This is a genomic window from Bacterioplanoides sp. SCSIO 12839, assembly GCF_024397975.1.
GTDB lineage: Bacteria > Pseudomonadota > Gammaproteobacteria > Pseudomonadales > Oceanobacteraceae > Bacterioplanoides.
Map to the genome: position 1 here is coordinate 957196 of NZ_CP073745.1, position 14369 is coordinate 971564.

A 14369-nucleotide genomic window follows, 5' to 3' on the forward strand; every position below is an offset into this window, starting at 1 on the left:
AGCCACCTTCGGGTGGCTTTTTTTGTGTCTGCTGTTTGCTTATACCGTGGCTGCACGCCGGTTTTTGTCGACACGCTTGTCGTGGATTTTGCGGATTTTTCGTTGTGCTTTGTCAAACGCGTCACGTACCGCAACATACATATCTTCATGGTCGGTGTTGTCGTGATTGTCATTTGTGATGGCTACCGTCTCACCCGGCAAGCCGATTTCCAGTGATACATGCGCCAGCTTACCTTTGTTGCTGTGGTTGTGTGGCATAGCAACAACCGCCCGGATACCCGTGATGTCATCAAATGTGGAGGTGAGTTTGCCTGATTTTTCCCGAATGGTTTGCTCAATACCGTCTGAATGTTCGATGTCGCGAAAGCTGATTTCCAAACCTTTCATGGTCGCTCCTTTTGTTAAGTCCGTTTTAAGAATGGATGATTCAGCGACGGATGACCATGCCTTAGGTCAACTATTTATAACGCACCAGAAGTTCCAGTAGTTTTGTTTTGAGCAGGCGGGCAACTCCTGGTTTCTGTCTATACTGAGATGTAACACGGACCTTGCGAGCACATTATGCATCCTCTGATCGCCTTTTATTCGGGCCAGAACACCGACCATCGTGGCAGGACACTTTCTGGAATTCTGGCTTTCTCTGATAATGAGCTTGAGAGCTGTCATGACTATATTCAGTGGTTATTCCCACTGACCAGCCTCAGCGCTTATAACCCCGAAGCGCCCGTCGTTTCTGATGCTGTGGCGGAGGCATTTCGATTGGATCATGACCTGCAGTTAGAACTTCATCGTTCACTGTTACGCATGCTGGAGTTTTATGGCGTGTTATTGCGGGAAACCCCTCAAGGCTTTGAGTTGTTGGTGCCTGATGACGTAGCTCAGTTTCACTGGATGACGCCGGATAACCATAACCACAAGCGTTTAACTCGCATTATTGCATCGCTGAAGTTATTTGGTATGGACACGCACGCCAGTGCCTTATGGCAAGGGTTGGAACAGCTCGCAGTGGCGTATCCGCAATGCATTTCTTCGGCCACTCTGACCCATTGGCGTCTTGCTGCATTGGGGGTTGATGATAGCCTGTGATAGTCTTCACGGCTCATTATTAACGAGCGTTGCGGATGCGGGTATATGATTTGCCTGTTGTCTTTTTTGATCTCGATGATTCTCTGATTAATAAAGATGCGAACAGCCTTTGGATTAAATGGCGCTTTAAGCGCGAGCGTTGGGCGATGGTTGAAGCCATGCAGGCCTTGGCTTCGCTGTACCGTGCCTATAAAAAAGGCAGCGTCACTCATTCTCGCTTATCTAACTATTATCGCACCCGAACGCGGGGCATGACCCTGTCAGAGTACCAGCAACGGGTTGACGAGTTCTTCACCGAACGTGGCAATTTCCATATTTACCCACAGGCCGCGTCTTTATTGTTTGCTTATAAGCGTCAGGGAACCGAACTGGTCATGATTACTGGCTCTGATGACGTCGTTGCCAGAGCGTACGCCAAAGAATTGGGTATTCCACATGTCATCAGTAATCGCTTGTGGGAGAAGTCGGGAGAAATTCTGGGGCTGCAGCAACCCATGTGTTACGGCGAAGGAAAAGTAGAACTGGCGCGTCAGTTTCTTGCTGATCGGGGGCTGGATTTTAGTCATGCCGCTTTTTATACCGACAGTCACTCCGATGCCCCGTTACTTGAAAAAGTCGCACAGCCCGTTGTGTTAAATCCAAATGAAGCGCTGCGGGATATGGCGCTGCAACGTCATTGGCCCTGTCTCGATTGGCGTAATTGATTATGCCCATTGCCAGCTGATTGACGCTTGTCGCAAGCGCCTTATCTGGTATAGTTTCACCACCCAATCACATTTCCCCTGATTATCGGAGATCGCGGTGTTTTTCCAATACAACCGCCCGTTACAGCAGGGTCAGCATCTGACCCAGCGATGGTATTAACGCAGTCACTTTTTCTGTGATGTGGATCTGTGCCTGAAAATCGGCTGCCACCGTGTTAACCAAACGAGTCTCCAAAGGTTTTATATGACACCGCAACAATTCCAGACCCTGGTTGAACAGGGCTATAACCGTATACCGGTCGCACGCCAGGTACTGGCTGACCTGGATACGCCGTTAACAACGTTTCTTAAGCTGGCTGCTCAGCCTTATACCTACTTACTTGAGTCGGTTCAGGGTGGTGAAAAATGGGGGCGTTACTCCATTATTGGTTTGCCATGCCGTGAAATCCTGAAAGTGTATGGTCAGCAAATCCAGATCGAAAAAGACGGTAACATCGTCGAACAGTTCGAGGTGGAAGATCCGCTGCAATACATCAGCGAATTTCAGCAGCAGTTTAAGGTGCCAACACTGGACGGCCTGCCAAAATTTGACGGCGGTTTAGTGGGTTATTTTGGCTATGACACCATTCGTTATATTGAGCCTAAATTAAAGGCAAGCTGCCCGAAAGACGATCTGCAGACGCCGGATATTTTATTGATGGTGTCGGAAGAAGTGGTGGTTTTCGATAATCTCAGCGGTAAGCTGCATTTAATTGTGATGGCTAATCCTGCGGTTGAAAATGCTCTGGAAAAAGCCGAGCAACGCATTGAACAACTGCGTCAGCAAATTCGTACACCCTACCAGGGTGATATTGGTCAGCCGCTGGCGGAACCTAAAAATGTCGCCGAAAGTGATTTCCGTTCTATGTTTGGTGAACAGGAATTTATGGATGCAGTGGATAACATCAAAGAATATGTGTTATCCGGTGACATTATGCAGTGCGTAATTTCTCAGCGAATGCAGGTGCCGTATTCCGGCGACCCGGTGAATATTTACCGCGCGTTACGCACATTAAACCCTTCTCCTTATATGTATTGCCTGAATTTAGGCGATTTTCATGTGGTGGGCTCTTCTCCGGAAATTCTGGCACGCTTAGAAGATGGTGAGGTAACGGTTCGTCCAATCGCTGGTACTCGTTACCGTGGTCAAACCGAAGAAGAAGATCAGGCGCTGGAAGCGGAATTATTAGCTGACCCGAAAGAAATTGCCGAACATTTGATGTTGATTGATTTAGGCCGTAACGATGTCGGTCGTGTGGCACAAACCGGCGAAGTCGAAGTGACCGATCAGATGGTCGTGGAGCGTTACAGCCATGTGATGCACATTGTCTCCAACGTCAAAGGTAAAGTGAAAGACGGCATTACCGCGATGGACGTATTGCGAGCGGTGCATCCGGCAGGCACGTTGAGTGGTGCGCCTAAAATCCGAGCGATGGAAATTATCGATGAATTTGAATCCACCAAGCGCGGTGTTTATGGCGGCGCAGTGGGTTATTTAAGCTGGAACGGCAATATGGATACCGCCATTGCGATCCGTACTGCTGTGATTAAAGATGGTGTGCTGAATATTCAGGCTGGCGCCGGTGTGGTAGCGGACTCTGTGCCGCGTCTGGAATGGAAAGAAACCATGAATAAAGGCCGTGCGATGTTCCGCGCGGTGGCCATGGCAGAAGCCGGACTGGATCAGGAATAGGAGACCACATTATGTTAGTCATGATCGATAATTACGACTCGTTTACTTACAACGTGGTTCAGTATTTTGCTGAGCTGGGCGCTGATGTAAAAGTGTTCCGTAACGATGAAATTACCATCGAACAAATAGAAGCATTAAATCCCGATCATTTAGTGATTTCGCCAGGGCCATGCACCCCGAATGAAGCGGGTATTTCGATGGCGGCGATTAAACACTTTGCCGGTAAATTACCGATCCTCGGGATTTGTTTAGGTCATCAGAGTATTGGTCAGGCATTTGGTGGCGATATTATTCGCGCTGGCCGGGTGATGCACGGTAAAACCTCGCCGATTCACCATAAAAATACGGGTGTGTTTGCCGGGTTAACCGAAGGCTATAACGCCACCCGTTATCACTCGCTGGTCATTGATAAAGACACCATTCCGGATTGTCTGGAAATTACCGCCTGGACCGAAAATGAAGATGGCAGTATGGAAGAAATTATGGGTGTGCGTCATAAAGAACTGGCCATTGAAGGTGTGCAGTTCCACCCGGAATCCATTCTGACCGAACATGGCCATGATTTATTGGCCAATTTCCTGAAAACCACGATTTAAACACGGGAGAAAACATGGACATTAAACAAGCATTGGCCCGTGTGGTTGAGCAGCAGGATTTAACCACCGACGAAATGACCGCGGTTATGCGCCAGATTATGACCGGTGAATGTGACGACGCTCAAATCGGCGCATTTTTGGTTGCGCTGCGTATGAAAGGTGAAACCATCGACGAAATTGTGGGTGCCGTTACCGTTATGCGTGAGCTGGCCAGCGGTGTAAAAGTCGAAGCTGACAATGCAGTCGATATTGTTGGCACCGGCGGCGACGGTGCCAATCTGTTTAATGTGTCCACCGCGTCCTCCTTTATTGTTGCCGCTGCGGGTGGCCATGTGGCTAAGCATGGCAACCGTGGTGTGTCTTCCAGCTCAGGCAGTGCTGATTTATTAGAAGCGGCGGGTGTTAACCTGGCGTTAAATTCTGATCAGGTTGCTGAATGCATTAATCAACTGGGTGTGGGCTTCATGTTTGCACCACAGCATCACAGTGCCATGAAACACGCTATTGGCCCACGTAAAGCGTTAGGTCTGCGTACCATCTTTAACGTGCTTGGCCCGATGACCAATCCGGCTGGTGTGAAAAACCAGTTAATTGGTGTGTTCAGTAAAGACTTAGTGCGCCCGGTTGCCGAAGTATTACAGCGCTTGGGTGCGGGTCATATTATGGTCGTTCATTCCAAAGACGGTCTGGATGAAATTTCTCTGGCGACGGAAACTTACGCCTGCGAATTAAAAAATGGCGAAATTCGCGAGTTTGAAATTAAGCCTGAAGATGTCGGTCTGGAACGTCAGGACTTAGCTGGTCTGAGCGTGAACAGCGCTGAAGAAAGCTTGGCGTTAATTAAAAATGCACTGCGTAAGCGTGATAGCGACGCGGCGAAAAAAGCAGCGGATATGTTAGCGATTAATGCCGGTGCAGCGATTTATGTCGCGGGCTTAGCGGTCAGCTTTAAAGACGGTGTTGATATGGCGGAAGATGCCATCTACAGCGGTATGGCGTATGAGAAAATTCTCGAGCTGGTGAGTTTCTCAACTTATATTGTTGAAGACGGCCAGGCGTAACAGAGCAGAACACAATGAACACTCCAACTATTTTAAAAAAGATCCTGGCGACAAAAGAACAGGAGATTGCGGCACGCAGCAAAACAGCGCCGTTAGCCGAAATTAAAGCGCAAGCAACAGATCGTGATGCATCTGAACTGCGTGGTTTTTATCGCTCTATGAAAGCCAAAGTGGATGCGGGTTTGCCAGCGGTTATTTCTGAAATTAAAAAAGCATCTCCTTCCAAAGGTGTGCTGCGCGAAAACTTTATTCCGGGAAAAATCGCAGAATCGTACGAGCAAGGCGGTGCGGCCTGTTTATCGGTATTAACCGATCGTGACTATTTCAAAGGTCATGAAGATTATTTGGTCGCCGCTCGTAATGCCTGTTCATTACCGGTGATCCGTAAAGACTTTTTAATCGACCCATACCATGTTTACGAAGCACGTATATTGAATGCAGACTGCATTCTGCTGATCGTCTCGGCATTAAGCGATATGCAATTACAAGATTTGGCTGGCTTAGCAGAAGAGCTGGGAATGGATGTGCTGGTGGAAGTGCATGACGGTGAAGAGTTGCAATCCGCACTAAAACTGTCGACACCATTGGTAGGTATCAATAATCGTAACCTGCACACGTTTGAGCTGACCTTAGATACAACGTTGGGCTTATTAAAAGACGTTCCATCGGATCGTTTGCTGGTGACAGAAAGCGGTATTCTGGTGCCGGACGACGTGAAGTTGATGCGTGACCACAATGTTCATGCTTTTCTGGTCGGGGAAGCCTTTATGCGTGCAGATGAGCCAGGCGAAGAGCTGCAAAAGCTGTTCTTCTGACCATCCTCCCAGAAACAAGCGCTGTGACTTTTGCAGCGCTTGTTCCCCACGCTTCTTTACCTCTCCACTTTTCTTTACTTCTTCACTCTGACGTTTTTCGCCATCACTTGTTATATTGAAATCATTCTTGTCTGACTATTTTTTCTGACACGCGAGGGAATGATGAAAACTTTCAGAAAAACACTCTCCGTTATATTTTTGGTGTTAGTGCTGTTATCGCTGCTGGCAATGTTATTTCAGGGCTTTCAACTTATTCCCGCATTATTGTCTTCCGGTTGGTTGATAACCGCAGCAGCACTGCATTCTGTCGGTGGTAAACCCGGGCGTATTATCGGTTATGTGGCCAGCCTGGGCGTTATGGGAACGTTTGGTCTGGTGATGCAGATCAGTATGAGTCTGGAGCCGAATTCGCATGATGCGTTTGGCGGGTTTGTTGTTTCTTGTGCCGGGATTTTGTTGGGGCTATTGGCCGCAATCGGAATTTATTCTGCGGCCAGAGATGAAAAGCAACATTCAGCGTAATACGAGTTATCCGCTGTTATGTGCGAATACCGGAAGTCTGCTCAACCGCTTCCTTAAGGAAGCGTAGCGCCCCGGTATTGGTCATGGCATAAGGGTCCAGATCATTCACACCGGAATACTTAAGAATCAGCTCCTGAGTGATCTTAGAATCTGGCACGTAATACATATCCCACTCGCCAAAATCACGCTCATCAATGTATTGATAACACATCAGTTCCACTTCTTTATGACGCTTATCCTGGATGATGCGGTTGTAGATCAGATTGACCTGAGAACGTGACCCTTCCAGGCACTGCATAAAGTACTTCCGGTTAAAGCACAGGCAACCTGTCACCAGGTGGCGGTGATTGTGCTCCTGAGCGCTTTTAATCACCGATTCCAACTCAGAATCGTTCCAGTCTTCGGTCTTTTTGCTGGCATAAATCAGGCGAACGAGAGGCATAGTTGGCTCCAGATGGTCTTAGTCTCTTCAGACTTTAGCTCAGCATGAAAGATGTGCCAGTCGGGAAGAGGGCTCAGCTTATCTGGCTCCCCCGCTCCGCGTGTCAAACTTAGTTGGTACAATGCAAAGATTGATTTTTATACGGTTAAAATTTAACCTGTACGGAATAATGTACAGTGTTGGTTCGGGCCTGGTGGTTCGATGGAGAAACGATGGACGCTATCAGCTATACCGCTGCCCGCGCTAATTTGGCAAAAACGATGGAACAGGTCTGCAACGATCATGCTCCGGTGATTATTACCCGCAAGAGTGAAGAACCTGTGGTGATGATGTCTCTGGAAGACTATCAGGCAATGCAGGAAACCACCTATTTGTTACGCTCACCGGCCAACGCCCGGAATCTGCTGGAATCGATTGCTGAGTTAGAGAGTGGGCAGAGTGCAGAGCGTGTTCTACTCGAAGATTGATTGAAGATTGGGGATCGAAGGATGAAACTGATCTTCTCCAGCAAAGCCTGGGAAAGTTACCTCTACTGGCAATCCACCGATAAGAAAATGCTGAAACGGATTAATGCATTAATCAAAGAGATTCAACGCACACCGTTTGAAGGTACTGGCAAGCCAGAGCCGTTAAAGCATGGCTTAATGGGCTATTGGTCACGCCGGATTAATGATGAGCACCGGTTGGTTTATAAGGTGGAAGACGGTGCTGTGCTGATAGCGCAGCTTAGGTATCACTATTAATTTTGGTTGAAGTTGGGTATCCCAACCTACTAATCGCTAAACCACCGCTACATTCGTAGGCTGGGGTGAGTGGAGCGAACCCCAGAGGCAGTGATTTTCGCCATTGGTGATGCTATTGAGTACTGTGGATAAAGAGCCGGAAGCTGTGATGCGGGCGTTGGGGCGAAATTCACTGCCTGCAAATTGATGCTGTGTATAAGTTGAGGTAGACTCAAACTACTCTTTAGTGTTGGACTTAATTGTCTAGTCGGGTGTTTAGCCAGACTCTAACTTATTGAACGGCTTTATGGTTGCGAGATATCTCAACCTAAACTCGTTCCTCGTTTAGGTTTCGATATCTCGCGACCTTCTAGTAAAGAGTCGGCTTAGGGGAGTGATCCCCTAGGCCGTTTTATTTTCTATTGGACGTTGATATGAGCTTAATAGCCAACATAGCTAGAGAGTCAAAAAAAACAGAAAAGGAAGTATTATCTTTCCTAAGAAATGCTCCAAATAAATACAAAGTTTATAAAATACCGAAGAGAACCTCTGGATTTCGAATTATTGCGCAACCTGTTGCAGAATTGAAAGAGTATCAGAGAATCTTCGTCGGTCTCGATAAATTCCCCGTCCATTCTGCTGCTATGGCATATAGAAAAGGAATAAGCATCAAAGATAACGCTTATCATCATAGAAATGGCAGGTATTTGTTAAAGATGGACTTGGAGAATTTCTTCAATTCAATATCAAATTCTCTATTCTGGAAAGTTTGTAAAGACAATGGCCTTGCTTTTGATGAGTTTGATCGCTTTACAATGGAAAAGCTTCTTTTTTGGAATCAGAGGAAAACTAATAGGCGTGGTTTGATCCTTAGTGTTGGTGCACCTAGTTCTCCTTATCTTTCGAATTTTATAATGTATCTCTTTGATAGTGAGATCGCGAAATACTGTGAAGATAATGGAATTATTTATAGTAGATATGCCGATGATTTAACGTTTTCAACAGAAAGTAAAGGCATATTGTTTCAAGTTCCTCGTATTGTTGAATCTGTATTAAAACGAGTTTTTGGTAGAAATATTATCGTAAACTCTGGAAAAACTGTATTTTCATCTAAAGCACATAATAGGCATGTGACTGGCATAACTATTACTAATGAAGGGAAGCTATCTCTTGGTCGGGATCGAAAAAGATATATCAAACATCTAGTCTTTAAATTTATTTCGGGAAATGCTGCTGATGATGAAGTTACTTACCTTCAGGGGATACTGTCGTTCTCAAAGTATGTTGAACCAAACTTTGTAAAGTCTCTGGGTGAAAAATACTCCGTTGATGTCATTGATAAAATAATGGAAATAAAAAATGGCTAGAAAGGATAGGGTAAAATTCCAATTGGTTAAAAAAGCCAATAAAGGAAACCTCCAATCGATATATCAGTTATATAAGCACTGTATTAATCCTAAGAATGAAGATGATCCGGATACTATACGTAAATGTATTAGTGATATGGATAAGATAGTTCGAAGTAATTCTTGTCTTTTAGGAAGTGCCGATTTTAAGGATTTTAGGAAGCTAAGAGAGTTTTCTATATCTTTTGAGAGCGATATTACTGTCATTGTTGGTGATAATGGTTGTGGTAAAACAGCCATTTTAGATGGAGTTGTTAGATCTCTCTCCTGGTTGGTTAACAATATCGAGCGAGAGAAAGTTAATGGAAAGACCATTTTAGATAGTGATATTAATGTTCATTGTGATGATTTTTCGGAAATCAGGGCTAAGCTAATTTTGGACAGGAATAGCATATTTAATGTCTCTGTGGCGAAGCCAGTCGAAGGTTTACCTGCTAAAAAAGATGGGAATTATGTTGAGGTAAAAGACCTAGGGTCTGTGTATAGGTTAATTAATGGTCTTGAACAATTAGACCTTCCTGTGTTTGCAAATTACAACGTAACTAGGAGTTCAACAAAGTTATCAGCCCACAATTTTGAAACCTTTCATTCAGATATTCGAAGTAATCGGTTTGAAGCTTATCAAGGCTTCGGTAATGAGCAGGATATATCTACTGAATTTGCTCAAAAGTACATAATGCTTCACAACTTGAGTTCAAACTCTGAAACTTCCAAGCTTCAAGAAGAGATTGAAAATCTAAAATCTTTGATTGCGGATATGTATGATGGAGAGGAAGTCGATCCAGAAGACAGATTAGTAAAACGACTTGAGTTAAAGAAAGAAGAACTCTCTAGCTTATACGAAAAATCTTTTTCGAAGGAGTACTCTCGTAATCTGGAGCTTGTGAATGATGCGATTGAGAAGGTTGTACCAAGTATAAAATCACTGCGTATTGATCGAAGTTCTGGTTTTCTCAGGCTAATTGTTGATAGCTTTGGAGTTGCGGTCAATGTGACACAGATATCGAAAGGCCAACAAGTTATGCTGGCTTTGGTGGGGGATTTAGCTTTGAAGATGATCGGACTTAATCCTCATATGGAAAACCCCCTGAGTGCATCAGGTATCGTATTTATTGATGAAATTGACCTACACCTCCATCCATCTTGGCAACAATCAGTATTACTAAACCTTCAAGACGTTTTTGAAAACTTACAATTTATAGTTACCACTCATAGTCCTCAAGTTCTGTCTACTGTAGAGGCGAGGTGCATCCGCCAAGTTATAGATGATGGAACTGGTGCGCTAGTTGCTAAAACCCCTGACTTCCAAACTAAGGGCGTCACAAGTTCAGATATTCTGGCAGAGATTATGGGGACTGTTTCAATTCCGGAAAATGTAGAAGAAGCTCAATGGGTAGAATCTTTCTATGGATACCTAAGGAGCAATGACATCGAGCGTTATTCGTCAATGCTTTTGAAGATTAAAGAGCATTTTGGAGAAGATCATCCTATTGTAGAGGAATGTGAAAGTAATATTCGAATTTCCCAAATGCGTTTAGAGGATTAAAAGATTATACAAGGATGGTTGTACTTTGAAAAAGTTAAGTAGATCTGGAAGACCTGATGTATTAGGGCGATTTAGCTACCGAATTCATACATGGGATAAGGACGTAACCAAGGCCCATAAAAAAAAGATCTGGGAAAAAATTGATCTCATGCAATTCGGTACATGCTGTTACTGTGAATCAAAGGCAGTGCGAGGTAATGGGCATATTGAACACTTTTTCCACAAGGGAGAAAAAAATGGTATTGCTCATTACAAGTATATGACCTTTGATTGGACTAATTTATTTGGATGTTGCGGACTTACAAACGCTCCACATTGCGGTCACTATAAAGACAGAGAAGGTGAGAGTGGCCCTGGGGATTATGATCCTAACGATCTAATCAAGCCAGATACAGAAGACCCTTTGAAATACCTTCAATTTGATAAATCTGGTGCCGTAAATAAAAGAGAAGGCTTGTGCGCTGGAGATGCGAAGAAGGCTGATGAAACGATCCGAGTGTTGAATTTAAATTGTGGCACTTTGAAGCAAGCTCGTAGAAAAAAAATAGCAATTTATTCTAAAGAGTTAGAAGTAATACTTCAGTTATCTGATGAAAGTTTGCGAAACATTAAGCGACAACAATTGAAACAGTCTATCTTTGGTAAAGAATTTCAAGCGTCTATTATTGACGCTAATATGATTTAAAATAAACCCCGCTAACTTCTCAGCTAGCGGAGTTTTTTAATGTCTTCCGTTTTTAAGAAGAACGAGGATCAGTCCTCGTAATTCTCAATCGCCGGACAAGAACAAATCAGGTTACGGTCACCGTACACATCATCAATACGGCCAACGCTTGGCCAGAATTTATGTGCGCCCAGGTCTTTAACCGGATAAGCTGCCAGTTCACGGGAGTAAGGACGTTCCCAATCACCGGTAACCACTTCAGCCGTGTGAGGTGCGTTTTTCAGCGGGTTGTTTTCCGCGTCTAACTCACCACGTACAACCGCATCAATCTCGCCTTTAATCGCAATCATAGCGTCGGCGAAACGATCAATCTCAGCCTGAGACTCAGACTCGGTCGGCTCAATCATAAAGGTACCCGCAACCGGGAACGACATGGTTGGAGCGTGGAAGCCATAGTCCATCAGACGCTTAGCGATATCCACTTCGGTGATACCGGTTTCGGCTTTGATCGGACGCAGGTCAACAATACATTCGTGTGCCACGCGGCCGTTCTGACCAGAGTACAGAATCGGGTAGTGCGTGCTCAGACGCTTGGCCAGGTAGTTGGCTTTCAGCAGTGCGGTTTGAGTCGCTTTACGCAGGCCGTTGCCGCCCATCAGGGTAATGTACATCCAGCTGATGTTGAGGATCGAAGAAGAACCGTAAGGCGCTGCGGATACCGCACCGTTACCTTTGGATTCGTTATCGATCGGACGTACCGCGTGGTTCGCCACAAAAGGTGCCAGGTGTGCTGCCACACCAATCGGACCCATACCCGGGCCACCACCACCGTGTGGGATCGCGAAGGTTTTGTGCAGGTTCATGTGGGTTACGTCAGCACCGATATGACCCGGTGAGGTGATGCCTACCTGAGCGTTCAGGTTAGCGCCATCCATGTATACCTGGCCGCCGTGCTCATGAATCAGGTCGCAGATTTCACGGACGCCTTCTTCATAAATACCGTGGGTCGATGGGTAGGTCAGCATTAAGCAAGACAGTTGATCGCCCAGCTCTTCCGCTTTGGCTTTCAGGTCGGCGAAATCAACGTTGCCGTCTTCATCACAGTCGGTCACAACCACACGCATAGAGGCCATTTGCGCTGATGCCGGGTTAGTGCCGTGGGCAGAGCGAGGAATCAGGCACACGTTACGGTGGCCTTCGCCACGGCTCTCGTGGTATTTCTTAATCGCTAACAGACCCGCGTATTCACCCTGTGCACCGGAGTTCGGCTGCATACAAATAGCCGGTAAGCCAGTCGCTTGTTTCAGGTAGTCGTCCAGCTCAGCAATCATCTGCTCGTAGCCTTCAGTCTGAGACTGAGGCGCGAACGGGTGGATATTGCCGAATTCAGGCCAGGTGACCGGAATCATTTCGGTGGTGGCGTTCAGCTTCATGGTACAAGAACCCAGCGTGATCATGCTGTGGTTCATTGCCAGGTCTTTTGACTCCAGACGCTTCATGTAACGCAGCATCTCATGTTCAGTGTGATGGCTGTTGAAGGTCGGGTGAGTCAGGAATTCAGTATTACGGGTAACGTTTGCTGCGATGCTGGTGCTGCCGTTGGCGACGATGTCAGCGTCCAGTGCGTAAACGTCCAGGCCGTGGCCTTCGCCAATGATTACGTCGAACAGTTCAGCAACGTCTTCGGCAGAAGTCTTCTCACTCAGGGTCACACCCAGAGTGTTAGCGTCGATACGCAGGTTCAGTTCAGCGGATTCAGCACGTGCCAGAACCGCATCACGGTCAGCCACTTTCACGGTTAAGGTGTCGAACCACTGGTTGTTGGTAATCTCGATACCTTTGCTTTGCAAGCCTTTCGCTAGAATATCGGTCAGGCGGTGGATGCGACCAGCGATGGTTTGCAGACCTTTAGGACCGTGGTAAACCGCGTAGAACGCAGACAGGTTTGCCAGCAGCACCTGAGCAGTACAGATGTTGGAATTGGCTTTCTCACGACGGATATGCTGTTCACGGGTTTGCAGCGCCATACGCAGCGCAGGTTTGCCCTGAGCGTCGATCGAAACACCGATAATACGGCCAGGAATCGAACGCTTGAAGCTGTCTTTAGTGGCGAAGAACGCAGCGTGCGGGCCACCAAAGCCCATTGGTACACCGAAGTGCTGGGCGTTACCCAGTACGATGTCGGCGCCCATTTCGCCTGGTGCTTTCAGCATGATCAACGCCATCAGGTCGGAAGCAACCGCTGCCATGGCGTTCTTTTCGTGCAGAGCCGCAATCACATCAGTCAGATCGATCACTTCACCGTCTACGCCCGGGTACTGGAGCAGCGCACCGAATACATCGGCGTTGGCTGCTTCAGCCGCAGGACCTACCTGTACGTCCCAACCGAATGCTTCGGCACGGGTTTTCACCACGTCGATGGTTTGTGGCAGGCAGTTTTCATCCAGGTAGAAGGTGTTGGATTTGTTCTTACGTACGGATCGTTTGATCATTGCCATGGCTTCCGCCGCGGCAGTACCTTCGTCCAGCAGGGAGGCGTTAGCCAGTTCCATACCGGTGAAGTCGATTACCATTTGCTGGAAGTTCAGCAGAGATTCCAGACGACCCTGTGCGATTTCCGGCTGGTAAGGCGTGTACGCCGTGTACCAACCCGGGTTTTCCATCACGTTACGCAGGATCACCGGTGGAATAATGGTGTCGTGGTAACCCATGCCGATGTAGCTTTTAAAGACCTTGTTTTTTGCAGCCAGAGACTTGAGGTAGTTCAGGGCTTCAAACTCGGTGCGGCTGTCAGCGATATCCAGGAATGGCTCCTGAAGAATATCAGCCGGTACAATTTCTGCGGTCAGTGCGTCCAGAGAGTCAGCACCAATGCTTTGCAGCATGGCGTTTTCTTCGCTGTGATCAATGCCAGCGCCGTCGGAACCAATATGGCGGCCAACAAAGTTGTCGCGTTGTTCCAAGTCTTTCAAGGTGTGAGTGTTTAAAGACAATGTGGTCATGGGATGTCTCGTACGTCTTTATGTCAGAAAAGAAAAAGCCCCGGTTGTGCAGAAGCAAGGCCGAGGCTTTT

The 14369-nt window shown here is 46.6% G+C and carries 15 protein-coding genes; 12 read left to right on the forward strand and 3 right to left on the reverse strand.

The annotated features are described in order from the left end of the window. Window positions 1-39 precede the first annotated feature (39 nt). Complete coding sequence (locus tag KFF03_RS04445; RefSeq protein ID WP_255859158.1) at window positions 40-387, reverse strand: HPF/RaiA family ribosome-associated protein; 348 nt, start codon at window positions 385-387, stop codon at window positions 40-42. 174 nt (window positions 388-561) lie between these two features. Between KFF03_RS04445 and KFF03_RS04450 the strand changes: the two genes are divergently transcribed. The 7 genes from KFF03_RS04450 to KFF03_RS04480 all read left to right on the forward strand — a co-directional run bounded on the left by KFF03_RS04450 (window position 562) and on the right by KFF03_RS04480 (window position 6516). Next, window positions 562-1086 carry an opioid growth factor receptor-related protein gene (locus KFF03_RS04450; protein WP_255859159.1) on the forward strand — a complete coding sequence of 175 codons (525 nt, stop codon included), beginning with the start codon at window positions 562-564 and terminating at the stop codon, window positions 1084-1086. Between the two features lie 50 nt (window positions 1087-1136). Further along, on the forward strand, window positions 1137-1790 hold the full coding sequence (locus tag KFF03_RS04455; protein WP_255859160.1) for an HAD family phosphatase: 654 nt from the start codon (window positions 1137-1139) through the stop codon (window positions 1788-1790). A 244-nt stretch (window positions 1791-2034) separates the two neighbouring features. Next, window positions 2035-3522 (forward strand): anthranilate synthase component I, encoded by a 1488-nt coding sequence (trpE, locus tag KFF03_RS04460; protein WP_255859161.1) that lies wholly within the window; start codon window positions 2035-2037, stop codon window positions 3520-3522. Window positions 3523-3533: 11 nt separating this feature from the next. Next, the gene (locus tag KFF03_RS04465) at window positions 3534-4118 is read left to right on the forward strand and encodes an aminodeoxychorismate/anthranilate synthase component II (RefSeq protein ID WP_255859162.1); all 585 of its coding nucleotides are present in this window, start codon (window positions 3534-3536) and stop codon (window positions 4116-4118) included. A gap of 14 nt (window positions 4119-4132) precedes the next feature. Next, complete coding sequence (trpD, locus tag KFF03_RS04470; RefSeq protein WP_255859164.1) at window positions 4133-5179, forward strand: anthranilate phosphoribosyltransferase; 1047 nt, start codon at window positions 4133-4135, stop codon at window positions 5177-5179. A gap of 14 nt (window positions 5180-5193) precedes the next feature. After that, a complete protein-coding gene (trpC, locus tag KFF03_RS04475) occupies window positions 5194-5994 on the forward strand; it encodes an indole-3-glycerol phosphate synthase TrpC (protein ID WP_255859165.1) in 801 nt (266 codons plus the stop codon). Between the two features lie 159 nt (window positions 5995-6153). Next, a complete protein-coding gene (locus KFF03_RS04480; RefSeq protein ID WP_255859167.1) occupies window positions 6154-6516 on the forward strand; it encodes a hypothetical protein in 363 nt (120 codons plus the stop codon). 16 nt (window positions 6517-6532) lie between these two features. Here the strand turns inward: KFF03_RS04480 and KFF03_RS04485 are convergent, their stop codons facing one another. Then, window positions 6533-6958: a BLUF domain-containing protein gene (locus tag KFF03_RS04485; RefSeq protein ID WP_255859168.1), complete on the reverse strand. Its 426-nt coding sequence runs from the start codon at window positions 6956-6958 to the stop codon at window positions 6533-6535. Between the two features lie 212 nt (window positions 6959-7170). On the opposite strand from KFF03_RS04485, the gene KFF03_RS04490 reads away from it, so the two are divergent. From KFF03_RS04490 to ptuB, 5 genes are all read left to right on the forward strand, one after another. After that, complete coding sequence (locus tag KFF03_RS04490) at window positions 7171-7425, forward strand: type II toxin-antitoxin system Phd/YefM family antitoxin (protein ID WP_255859170.1); 255 nt, start codon at window positions 7171-7173, stop codon at window positions 7423-7425. Window positions 7426-7446: 21 nt separating this feature from the next. Next, window positions 7447-7701, forward strand: coding sequence for a Txe/YoeB family addiction module toxin (locus tag KFF03_RS04495; protein WP_255859171.1), 255 nt, complete (start codon window positions 7447-7449; stop codon window positions 7699-7701). 413 nt (window positions 7702-8114) lie between these two features. Then, window positions 8115-9047 carry a retron St85 family RNA-directed DNA polymerase gene (locus tag KFF03_RS04500; protein ID WP_255859173.1) on the forward strand — a complete coding sequence of 311 codons (933 nt, stop codon included), beginning with the start codon at window positions 8115-8117 and terminating at the stop codon, window positions 9045-9047. Next, entirely contained in the window at window positions 9040-10632 is a 1593-nt protein-coding gene (ptuA, locus tag KFF03_RS04505) for a retron Ec78 anti-phage system effector ATPase PtuA (RefSeq protein ID WP_255859174.1), read from the forward strand. Before KFF03_RS04500 ends, ptuA begins: the two co-directional genes overlap by 8 nt. 25 nt (window positions 10633-10657) lie before the next feature. After that, window positions 10658-11317: a retron Ec78 anti-phage system effector HNH endonuclease PtuB gene (gene ptuB / locus KFF03_RS04510; RefSeq protein WP_255859175.1), complete on the forward strand. Its 660-nt coding sequence runs from the start codon at window positions 10658-10660 to the stop codon at window positions 11315-11317. A 68-nt stretch (window positions 11318-11385) separates the two neighbouring features. Here ptuB and gcvP read toward each other — a convergent pair whose 3' ends face one another. Continuing rightward, the gene (gene gcvP / locus KFF03_RS04515; protein ID WP_255859177.1) at window positions 11386-14298 is read right to left on the reverse strand and encodes an aminomethyl-transferring glycine dehydrogenase; all 2913 of its coding nucleotides are present in this window, start codon (window positions 14296-14298) and stop codon (window positions 11386-11388) included. Window positions 14299-14369: the final 71 nt, after the last annotated feature.